General features: G+C 55.2%; 10 protein-coding genes. 1 reads left to right on the top strand and 9 read right to left on the bottom strand.

The features are described from left to right. Positions 1-210 precede the first annotated feature (210 nt). The 8 genes from KK925_RS03335 to KK925_RS03300 all read right to left on the bottom strand — a co-directional run bounded on the left by KK925_RS03335 (position 211) and on the right by KK925_RS03300 (position 7,595). Complete coding sequence (locus KK925_RS03335; protein ID WP_174582980.1) at positions 211-675, bottom strand: RrF2 family transcriptional regulator; 465 nt, start codon at positions 673-675, stop codon at positions 211-213. Between the two features lie 83 nt (positions 676-758). Then, positions 759-2,429, bottom strand: coding sequence for a hypothetical protein (locus KK925_RS03330; RefSeq protein ID WP_174582979.1), 1,671 nt, complete (start codon positions 2,427-2,429; stop codon positions 759-761). Positions 2,430-2,475: 46 nt separating this feature from the next. Next, a complete protein-coding gene (locus tag KK925_RS03325) occupies positions 2,476-3,537 on the bottom strand; it encodes a potassium channel family protein (protein WP_214096250.1) in 1,062 nt (353 codons plus the stop codon). Positions 3,538-3,585: 48 nt separating this feature from the next. After that, on the bottom strand, positions 3,586-4,326 hold the full coding sequence (locus tag KK925_RS03320; RefSeq protein ID WP_174582977.1) for a phosphoribosyltransferase: 741 nt from the start codon (positions 4,324-4,326) through the stop codon (positions 3,586-3,588). Continuing rightward, the gene (locus KK925_RS03315; protein WP_174582976.1) at positions 4,310-5,002 is read right to left on the bottom strand and encodes a dienelactone hydrolase family protein; all 693 of its coding nucleotides are present in this window, start codon (positions 5,000-5,002) and stop codon (positions 4,310-4,312) included. The genes KK925_RS03320 and KK925_RS03315 overlap by 17 nt, the downstream gene beginning before the upstream one ends. Before the next feature lie 84 nt (positions 5,003-5,086). Next, positions 5,087-5,578 (bottom strand): Hsp20/alpha crystallin family protein, encoded by a 492-nt coding sequence (locus tag KK925_RS03310; RefSeq protein ID WP_174582975.1) that lies wholly within the window; start codon positions 5,576-5,578, stop codon positions 5,087-5,089. Between the two features lie 743 nt (positions 5,579-6,321). Continuing rightward, positions 6,322-6,534: a hypothetical protein gene (locus KK925_RS03305; protein ID WP_174582974.1), complete on the bottom strand. Its 213-nt coding sequence runs from the start codon at positions 6,532-6,534 to the stop codon at positions 6,322-6,324. A gap of 74 nt (positions 6,535-6,608) precedes the next feature. After that, on the bottom strand, positions 6,609-7,595 hold the full coding sequence (locus tag KK925_RS03300; protein ID WP_174582973.1) for a DnaJ C-terminal domain-containing protein: 987 nt from the start codon (positions 7,593-7,595) through the stop codon (positions 6,609-6,611). A 64-nt stretch (positions 7,596-7,659) separates the two neighbouring features. Here KK925_RS03300 and KK925_RS03295 point away from each other — a divergent pair, with 64 nt between their 5' ends. After that, complete coding sequence (locus tag KK925_RS03295) at positions 7,660-8,526, top strand: DNA-3-methyladenine glycosylase family protein (RefSeq protein WP_174582972.1); 867 nt, start codon at positions 7,660-7,662, stop codon at positions 8,524-8,526. A 144-nt stretch (positions 8,527-8,670) separates the two neighbouring features. On the opposite strand, the gene KK925_RS03290 is transcribed toward KK925_RS03295, so the two are convergent. After that, positions 8,671-10,065, bottom strand: a complete 1,395-nt coding sequence (locus tag KK925_RS03290) for an aspartate aminotransferase family protein (RefSeq protein ID WP_174582971.1) — start codon at positions 10,063-10,065, stop codon at positions 8,671-8,673. Positions 10,066-10,108: the final 43 nt, after the last annotated feature.

Below are 10,108 nucleotides of genomic sequence, written 5' to 3'. Positions count from 1 at the left end.
CTCCCTCCCTTTCCCCACTCGACCGCGGGAGAAACAGGCAAAAAGACCCGCGACCGTAAACGGACCCTCGTTCCAGTGCACAGGTTCCGGACTCAATCGTGCAAGCTCCTCTTGCACCAATACGAGTTCTTCTGGACGGGAAGGCCACAAAGAACTGGTTTGCAAGGCCCTGGAGAGTTCAACCCAAATGGCGAACAACTTGCTGCCAACCTAAATCCCGGCACCGTCGGAATAGTTTTCCCATGTAACCTCAGAATCCGCTACAGGGCTCCCCTGGAAAACCTCGGCAAGCGTGGCTCGGTCCATCATGCGAGCCACATAGTTTCGGATATCCAAGAATACTCGCCGAAACCGGCACACCCCTTCCTGGCTACATCGCCGATATCCGGTTACCGAAACACAATCAATCGGAGCAAGAATCCCATCAAAATGCCGCACAATCTCCCCCATGGTGATCTTATTGGGGGGCTTTGCCAAAAAATAGCCTCCACGCTTTCCAGGGAGACTTTCTACCCATCCTTTTTCCTTAAGATCCAGCATGATATGCTCTAAAAACCGCTTAGGCACATCATTCCGGCGCGCTAGTTCCCGGATAGGGATCGGACCTCGACCGTAGTACTCCACCAGTGTAAAAAGCGCTCTGAGCGCGTAATCAGTCTTACGCGAGATTTTCACAGTCTTTTCTCAAAAAAAGCATACCGCAAGCACCTAGTGACAGCAACGAAGCCGTCTCATATGCTCGTTCCGCCTTCTCCCAGTCACTGCCTGGCTATAGATGTCTCTTTGTCTCCCTTTTTCCAACGCTCGTATGCCAGTTGGGAATCATAATAAAGCTCCTTCCATCCCGCTAACCTTTGGCGCCAGATTCGTTCCAGTCGTTCCACGCCTCCTGGTAGCTCGTCCCAGAACTTCGCATAGACCCGGCCAGACTTGCGCTCTACCAGTACCGAGACCAGGCTTTCCGCTTGCCCGTACGCAGCTCGATAGGCTGCTAGCTGAAGTCCACGCTCTTCGTAAAGCTTTCGTTCAAAATCCGCTTCGGTGGGAGCAACACCATTCCGGAAATCCACGAATTTCATGTCCACCACCGCTTTTTTCTCTCTTCCCCCAGAGGCAAGGACTAAAACGGCGTCCAAAGTACCGGCATATCCCTCCGGCGCAACCACAGCCTTTTCCGCTTCGATCACTCTGGCACGATGGTCCGCAAACCATTGTCGATACGCATGGACAGCCTTTTGGAGATGCTCAGGAATGTTCAAGGGTTTTCCCTTGTGAAAACCCTCAAGCAGGGCATGGGCAACCGTTCCCTCCTCCTGCCGTGCCTGGCTCTGGTCCTGAGCAAGCCGCACCCCAGATGCGATCGCCTCTTGGACGAGCGCCTTCGGATGCTCTTTTACGTATCGGAGCGTCTGTTCGATCACCTCCCGTACAAGAAAGGACCGAAGTTTGGCCGCGTGACCGAATCGCCAGGGCGCTAGCACAGTCGTTACGGAAGGGAGCATTCCCAGCTTCTGAGCTTCATTGGGGGAAAGAAACACCCGAGCTGCACCGTCAGGGGAGTAAAAACGGAACCGCTCGGAAGACTCAAGAAAATCACCAGCGTAGCTTCTCCATCGCCGAACTACCCGGTCGAGTGCCGGAGTCTTTTTAGGGTCCCACAAAAAACAAGCTCCATCCCCATACGCTCGGGAAAACGCTACGAAGCGGCGAACAAACGGACTGGCAAGGACGCCGAGCCAACGTTTTGCATCGACCCTGTTTTTCCAAAAAATAGGAACGCACTCTCCTGTAGCCAAAGAAACCATCAGAGTCAAAAGGTCATCTACCGGAGCCGGATCCTTCGTGTCGTGGATTCTTGCGTCATAATCGGCCAAGGCTGCAGCGGCCAACTTCGTGGCCGCTCGTAGTGAGGGAACGTTCCAGTGCTCCTGCCCGGAACAGGGGCGAACATCTGCCAAAACCCTCCTTCCATCGCGCAAGGTGATTTCATCGGCAATGGCGACATAGCCCGCAGGGGACCAGAAAAGTTTGCCCACTTCCCACCGCTCTGCGTTTTGTTGTAACCACTGGTGGACAGCTTTTCCGGCACGGGAAGCAAAGAGGGAGGCCTCCCATTCGCACAAAAACTCCGTTTTCCAAGATCGTTTCTTAGAGTTTCGCAGGACACGTTCCGCCTGATCGGCTAATTGTTCCAGGGGCTGATGGGACCCGAGTTGAACCCACGTCTGGTAAGCGACGACGGCTGCTTGGTAAGCGCGCTCTTGCTCGAAGCGATCCTCCTCCCCCAGGGAACAAATCAAATGCGCCGAAGGAAAGACAGTCGTGCCAAGGCTCTCAATCTCGTCTAACGAGCCAGGGAAGGGTTGTCCATCTCGTGTGAAAAACCTCTGCCAGCGCTTGGGATAGGTGGGATTTTCTTCCGTCCCCATACGGGTTGGTTGTTACCGGTTCCGGTCCCTTGGAAAAGCCATTTTTTCACGAGGCCTTCCCTCTAGCAAGCTCTGCCAACACTTGGAGTTCCTCCCAGGTGCCTAAAACCACCAGCTGCATGTTCGCTTCCAAAACGGTGTCGGCGCGAGGGTGCAGGAAGTAGTCGCCGTCAGCCTTTCGGCACGCCAGAACCGTGACATTGAACCGGTTCCGAACTTGGGCTTCGCGAAGTGTCTGACCCACTAAGGGGGATCGATCCAAGACGGTCAATTGCTCTACTACGAGTTCCCGTCCCCCCGCCCGAGTGACATCTTCAAAAAAGTCGGCCACTTCCGGCCGGACAATCAGGGTGACCATGCGCCGGCCCGCCGTCCGGAAGGGGAAAAGCACCCGGTTGGCACCCGCTTTTTTTAGTTTTGGTTCGGAAGCCTCTGAATTGGCCCGAGCCACAATGACTAAATCCGGACGCAGGTTTCGTGCTGTTAGTACTATGAGGACGTTTTCCGCATCGGAATCTGTGCAAGCCACAAGACCCCGCGCCCGAGCGATTCCCGCCTTTTGCAGAAGATCCTCCTGCGAGGCGTCCCCTTCCAGGGCGATCCCATCGCGAGCGCGAATGTCGGTAACCTTTTCTGGATCGCGATCGATGACGACAAACGGAAGCTTCTCCTCGATCAGCTCTGCTACCACATGGCGACCCAATCGTCCGTACCCACACACGATCACATGACCAGACAACGCGTCGATGGCTCGCATATGCAATCGCTCCTGCCAGGATGAGTGCCACCATGGCGAGGAAAAAAGTTCCACCGCTGTGGCAACCGCGTACGCGACGACCACCCCACCGGCAACAATGAGTGCCATGGTCAAAAGCTTACCCGGTACCGAAAGGGGCTTCTGAACGGCAATCCCCACTGGGCTCAAGGTGGTGACCGCCATGTAGAGGGCATCGAGCGGAGATTCGCCCTCGATCCACCAGTATCCAACAAATCCGATTGCAACCAATGTTCCCAAGGCGGCTAAAGCAAATAGGAATTGCCTTTGCGCCTGGCGTGCCACGAGGGGATCACGCCGGGAATCACTCTCGAAAGAGGTTGTGCGACTCACGGCCCGGGCCTACGCAAAAGGTGTCTTTCCCGGGGATTCGTTCGGAGGTTAAGCCTCTTCGGAAAAGCTTCCTTGCCGCCGGCTAGCCTCCAGCAGCTCTTGCACTTCCGAGTCAGTCAACTGCCGGAAATCCTCATACCAACGACCCACCCCAAAAAAGGGTTCCGGCTCGATGACCGTCACCACTGCATCCGCTTCCTCCCGCAGGGCCTCCACCGTGGAGCCCGCCACTGTGGGCGCCGCCACCACGATCCGTGAAGCACCTAATTTTCGCAAAGCTCGGATTGCAGCTCGCATTGTGGCTCCCGTGGCAATCCCGTCATCCACCAGGATGACCGTCTTGCCCCGAACCTCCGGAAAAGGACGATTGGCTCGATAGATTTTTTCTCTTCGTTCCAGTTCCCTCAGTTCCTTCTGGGTCACCGCTTCTACCACTTCAGAAGGGATCTCGAATAGCGCGAGCACCTCCCGATTAAGGATCCGGATCCCTCCGGACGCAATGGCTCCCATAGCCAGTTCTTCTTCTCCTGGAACACCAAGTTTCCGAACGAGAAAAACGTCCAAAGGAACCCCAAGGGCACGCGCAACTTCAAAGCCTACTGGCACACCACCCCTCGGCAACGCGAGCACAATCACGTCCTTCCGTCCCCGGAACTGCGCTAAGCGCTCGGCTAGGATTCTCCCCGCCTCAAAACGGTCGCGAAACGTAAACTCCTCCCACTGGGCGGGTTCCCAGAACCCCTCTAAAGGGTCCCCGCCAGAATCAATCCCTTCATCCGGGACAATCATGTCTTTCCTCAGAACAAACGGCCGTTTTCCAATGGCTGGAAAACCACTGGGCAGCCAATTCTGCAACTTGTTCTAGTGCACCCGGTTCCTCAAAAAGATGGCTCGCTCCGGGAATCACGACCAGCTTTCTTTCACACGAAAGCTGTTGCAAAGCCTGCTCATTGAGCTCAAGCACAAGCTCATCCCATTCACCAACAATCAAAAGCGTGGGCGCCTTCACCCGACCCAAAGCCCCCGTTGCTAGATCCGGTCGTCCCCCGCGCGAGACTACCGCATCGACCTCTTCTCCCAGCTCCGCAGCGGCTGCCAAAGCGGCCGCAGCTCCCGTACTAGCCCCAAATATTCCAAGCCGCAGGGCAGCAAGTTCCTTTTGTTGGCGGCACCAGGCAATCGCCTGAAGCAACCGTTCCGTTAGAAGAGGAATGTTAAAACGAAATTCCGCGGTCTCCCGATCCTCTCGCTCCTCTTCAGCGGTGAGAAGATCAAAAAGAAGTGTGGCGGCACCGGTCTGTTGTAAACGCTCGGCGACAAACCGGTTTCTGGGACTATGGCGGCTACTCCCACTGCCATGAGCAAACACCACCAATCCTCGGGCTCCTTTGGGAACAGCAAGCTCCCCCGGAAGAACGACCCAATGATCATGAATACGAACCGGCCGTTTGACGACTTCCAGCATGAAAGAAACAAGAAAGTGGGAGGGGACTCCCAGCCCGTGGTGCCCCTCCCAGTTCGAAGATTTTTGACCGCAATCCTGCGGTCCCTATTCCACCTTGATTTCGACCGCTTTCTTATGGGCCTTTTCCCCTTTCGGGATATGAACCCTTAAGACCCCATCCTTAAAGTCCGCATGGATTTTATCCGCCAGTGCATCGTCAGGTAGAGTGAAACTACGCTCAAAAGCTCCGTAGCTTCGCTCGACCCGATGATACCTCTTGCCCTTTTCTTCCTTCTCTATCTTCCGCTCTCCAGAGATAGTAAGAACGTCATCCTCCACCGTTACCTTGACGTCCTCCTTCCTTACCTCTGGAAGCTCCACCTTCACCGTGTATTCCTTATCATCTTCGCTAATATCCACCAGCGGAACCCATTCCGTTAACGTGAGGGCCTCTTCTTTTCCCTCCCAAGGACTCGTAACAAGACCTCGAGTTCGACCCATGAGGGAAGCCATGCGGTTGCGCAGTTCCTGAAGTTCCCGGAACGGGTCCCACTCCGTCAAACCAAAGGGATCCCATCTTGTAAGTAAGTTTGGCATTGTACTCACCTCCCTCTTTTTTGGATTGATCCTGGTTGGCACGCCAATCTCGTCCAACCTCGAAGTTATTGTAACACAACAGCCACCGAATCTCAAAACCGCTCTTCCGCAGAATGGGCTACCGCACACATCCCAAAACCTGTTCTTTTCCTTGCAGTCCTGGCCGATGAAAAAACGACAGCTGTCTCTCCTTCTTTCCTTCCCGTGCTCTTGTGCATAGGCAAAGCTTTGTAAGACAAAAAATCTCGTTATATCGATAGAGTAACCCTGCCTAACCGCCTTTGTTCCCCCGGGTCCCCTTTCAAGCAATCTCGCTTCGGCCCCCATTGGGTCATGCCCATTCCTCTGCCAATCGAAATGGCGGGTTTCTTTGCGGAGGGTCTATGAAGAATGCTCATGAGCTTGGCCAGCACAATTTTGCCAGTCGCTTCTTTCTTGCTACTAAAAAACCCATAAAAAGGAGGAAAAAACTGAAGGGCTTACTCTTCCCACCCAATGTTGCTCTTGACTCTCCAAAAAGGGATGCCTTCAACCAAAAAACCCTGGCCGTCTCTCCTTTTTCTCCCCGGTTCTTTTCCTTAGCCCAGCCGAAACAAGCCCACCCAAAACGCTTCCCCCGTCCAGGCGACGAAACAAAACGGCCGTTTGGCGCTCGGGACCGACGACGTCCCGAAAGGTATCTCGCTATACCGGCTGAGAACTCTTCTTGCAGGACGTAGCAAGCGTGCCGGAAGGGCAACTAGCTAGAGTCGCGCGTAATAGCTCCCACGCGCCTTGGAGCCAGAACGAAAGCTTCCTTTTTCCCTGGACGCGTCTACAGCCCCCCCAAAGGGCCACCCTTTGGGGGGGCTAGAGGCAGGGATGGGTAAAGAGGCCTTTCGCAAAAGCCCCTGGGAGCAAAGATCCTGGGTGAGTTCCCAAAGGTCCCACACCGAAAAACTAATCACAAACCCCATCCGGTTAGTGCTTCCGCCAAGCGACTCGCTTTCCCGGATAGCCCATAGGACACAAGCCCCAGGCAAGCCAAGGCCTAGGACGCTCTTGGCCGGAACGAAGACACTCTGGCTAGCTCTTCCCAAAGGGCTCGCTCTTTTGCCGTAACCTTTTCGGGAACAACCACACGCAACGTCACATAGAGATCTCCTCGACCTCCTTCAGGCCTTGGCAGTCCCAAGCCAGGGAGTCGCAACCGGCTACCAGCCTGGCTGCCGGGTGGGATTTTTAGCTCAATTTTACCATCCAGCGATTGCAGCTCTGCTTTCCCTCCCAGCACCGCCTCCCAGGGCGCAATCGGAAGTTCACAATAAAGATCGGAATCGCCTACCTGGAAAACCGGATGCCGCTCCAATCGAACCCGCAAATAGAGGTCTCCTGAAGGCGCGTTTCCCCGGCCGGGCTCACCTTGACCCGGCAGGCGAATCCTTTGTCCTTCCCGCACCCCTGGAGGAATCCGGACCTGGTACACCCTCTCGATCGTTCTTCCCTGGCTAGACGGAAACCGGACCCGAACGGTTCGCGTTCCCCCTCGAAGAACTTCCTCCAAGCTCACCAAAATATCTGCTTCCAGATCCCGCCCCCGCTCGTAATCCGTCGAGACGCCTGTATCCCCCCGGAAAGTGCCTGCACGTCGTCGAAAAAGCTCGCCAAAAATGTCGGCTCCAGGCCCAAAAAATCGCTCAAAGAAATCGCTAAACCCGGTTCCTTCAAACCCAAAAGGGAAGCCCTCCTCCTCAACGGGTTCCCACCTCCACTGAGCTCGTGGCCCTCCCCCGACTCCGGCAGCGACTGCCCCTTCTTTCCATGCGCGCCGAAGCTCGTCGTAGCGCCGCCGCTTGTCGGGATCACCCAAAACCTCGTAGGCCTCGTTAATCTCTTTAAACTTTTCTTCCGCCCGAACCTTGTCTTTGGCGACATCCGGATGGTACTGTCGGGCCAGCTTGCGGAAGGCCTGGCGGATGTCATCTGCCGAAGCGGTCTCGGGAACTCCTAAAATCGCGTAGTAATCTTTAAATTCCATGGAAGCTCGTGCGCATACCGATAGGGGACACTCGTCCCAGGACGGGAAATCTCTTCTTTACCCTATGACACAATACGGATTGCCCGAACTGGTCCCCGTAGGAGAGCTTTCCAAAGAAGAGTTCTCTCCGCAAGTGACCTTTCATTGCGGGCAGACGTTTGGATGGACCCAACTAGGTTCTTCGCAATGGTTCGGATGGGTGGAGCGCAATCCTTGCATCGTAATCGAAGGAAATGGGAAGGTTACCTTTCTTGCCCCGGCCGGCGCCATGGAAGCCGTCGCTCGCTACTTTTGCTGGGACGTACGGATTGCCGACGTGCTCAAAACCTTTCCCAAAAAAGACCGGCTGCTTTGGAAAGCAGCCGAACAAAGTCCTGGCCTGCGGCTTCTCCACCAGGATCCTTGGGAGACTCTAGCGGCCTTTCTTCTCTCTTCGGCAAAGCCTATCCCGGAAATTGAAAAACTCTTTCGACGTCTCGCGGTCTGGTTCGGCACGACACCCTATTGCATCTTTCCTCCACCCTTTCCAAGCCCGGAAAAGATTGCCTCGGCAGAGGAAAAAACATTGCGTACTTGCGGGGTTGGGTATCGGGCGCGTTACCTTTACCGGGCGGCGGTGAGTCTTGCCCACAACAAGCACGCCTTAGAAAATCTATGCCAGCTAACCACCGATGAAGCTCGTAGCCGCCTTATGTCTCTTGAAGGGGTGGGGCCTAAGATTGCCGACTGCGTTCTCCTTTTCGCCTACCGGCGCTGGGAAGTCTTTCCGGTGGACCGGTGGATCGGGCGAGTGCTAACCCGTTACTACCGGGTTCCCCGGCGGACGCAACCGCAAGGAAAACTGGAAAGTTTCCTTCGGAGCCATTTCGGACCCTATGCCGGCTGGGCGCAGCAGTATCTTTTCGTTTGGAGCCGGAAAAACCTTGCGTAAAACGCGCGCAAACCGCCCATCACCTGCCCATGGTATGCTTTCCTGGGCAGGTGGCAAAGGCCAAAGAGGAATCTTTTTGGGTACAAATGGATGGCGAAGAAAAGGGAAAAGAAAGCCCTGCCTGCAACGGGTTGCGAAACGATCCTAGGCCTCTTGAGCGGCCCGCACACCTTTCCAAAAATTGATCCCCATTTCCCACAGAGGCCCGGGAAATTTGCGAAACTCTTCCAACACCCGATCCAAAGCTTCGACAAAACGGTCGACCTCCAGCTTCCCAATGACCAAAGGCGGCAAGATCTTCACAATATCCACGTTATTGGCGGCCACCTGCGTAAGGATCCGGTATCGATTCAAGAGGGCAGTAACGATCAGCTGAGCAAAAAGACTCCGATCCACAGCGTGCACCAGCTTCCATCCGGTTCGCATTCCCAAGGCGCGAGGTTCTTGAAATTCGATAGCTGCCATAAGCCCCAGCACTCGAACCTGTCCCACAAGCTCGTGCCGCCGAGCCACCTCTTGGAGTTTTTGGCGAAGATACTCCCCTTGCCGAGCCGCATTGTCCACTAGCCCCTCTTCCTCGATCACCTTCAAAGTGGCCAGTCCGCAGGCGCAGGCCAAATTGTTCCGCCCGAACGTTGTGGAGTGAACAACACACCGATCCAAACGACAGAAGACCTTTTGGTAAATCTCCCTCCGGCTCACCACGGCTGCACAAGGAACGTATCCACCGCTTAATGACTTGGCCAGAGTCACAATGTCTGGTTCCAGGCCCCAGTGTTCAAAACCAAACCATCGACCGGTTCTGCCCAGCCCAGTTTGGACCTCATCGCAGACCAGAAGCGTCCCATACCGGCGACAAAGCGCCTGTGCTTCCTGATAATACTGCGGATCGGCAAAGTAAACGCCCTTTCCCTGCACGGGTTCCAAAAGAAAGGCCGCCACTTCCTTGGTCCTAAGCTCCCTCTCGAGGGCATCGAGGTCTCCCAGAGGAACCGCGGAACAACCCGGCAACAAAGGGCCAAACCCTTCTTGAAAATGTTCGTTGGCGGTCACCGATAACGACCCATAGGTAAGGCCGTGAAAAGAATGAGCCAAGCAGATGATTTTGGGCCTTCCGGTAGCGCAACGTGCAAATTTTAAGGCCCCTTCTACGGCTTCCGTTCCACTGTTGCAGAGGAAAACAGCATCCAGGTGAGCCGCTCCTTGCCGGGCGAACCGATCCACCAGAGCCTCAGCCAGTAGCCCGCTAAGAAGAGCCGAGTCCATCTGAACCATATTGGGAAGATCAAGTTCGAGAACCTCTCGAATGGCCCCGGCCACGGCAGGATGATTGCGACCGATGTTAAAAACGCCAAAGCCCGCCAGAAAGTCTAGATAGTCGAGCCCCTCTTGATCGTATAAATAGGCTCCTTTGGCCCGCGCATAAACCTTGTCGAACCCGATCATTCGCTGAACCTGGACAAGAGTCCGGTTGAGATAGCGATAGTGGAGAGCGTAATTTTCCCCAAGCCGTTGGCGAACCAGCTCTTGAATGGACATAGACACAGCTTTGTGTACCTTTCCGGTCGTTCTCCCAACCCTA

This window comes from Candidatus Methylacidithermus pantelleriae, from assembly GCF_905250085.1.
In the GTDB taxonomy this organism is placed as follows: Bacteria; Verrucomicrobiota; Verrucomicrobiia; order Methylacidiphilales; family Methylacidiphilaceae; genus Methylacidithermus; species Methylacidithermus pantelleriae.
The sequence above is the reverse complement of the archived record's forward strand: the minus strand, read 5'-3'. Positions and strand labels throughout refer to the sequence as shown.

Excerpts from the sequence above, each read along its gene's own strand:
- KK925_RS03330 (WP_174582979.1), bottom strand. The coding sequence starts at position 2,429 with ATGGGGACGGAAGAAAATCCCACCTATCCCAAGCGCTGGCAGAGGTTT.
- KK925_RS03320 (WP_174582977.1), bottom strand. The coding sequence starts at position 4,326 with ATGATTGTCCCGGATGAAGGGATTGATTCTGGCGGGGACCCTTTAGAG.
- KK925_RS03315 (WP_174582976.1), bottom strand. The coding sequence starts at position 5,002 with ATGCTGGAAGTCGTCAAACGGCCGGTTCGTATTCATGATCATTGGGTC.
- KK925_RS03310 (WP_174582975.1), bottom strand. The coding sequence starts at position 5,578 with ATGCCAAACTTACTTACAAGATGGGATCCCTTTGGTTTGACGGAGTGG.
- KK925_RS03305 (WP_174582974.1), bottom strand. The coding sequence starts at position 6,534 with ATGGGGTTTGTGATTAGTTTTTCGGTGTGGGACCTTTGGGAACTCACC.
- KK925_RS03300 (WP_174582973.1), bottom strand. The coding sequence starts at position 7,595 with ATGGAATTTAAAGATTACTACGCGATTTTAGGAGTTCCCGAGACCGCT.
- KK925_RS03295 (WP_174582972.1), top strand. The coding sequence starts at position 7,660 with ATGACACAATACGGATTGCCCGAACTGGTCCCCGTAGGAGAGCTTTCC.
- KK925_RS03290 (WP_174582971.1), bottom strand. The coding sequence starts at position 10,065 with ATGTCCATTCAAGAGCTGGTTCGCCAACGGCTTGGGGAAAATTACGCT.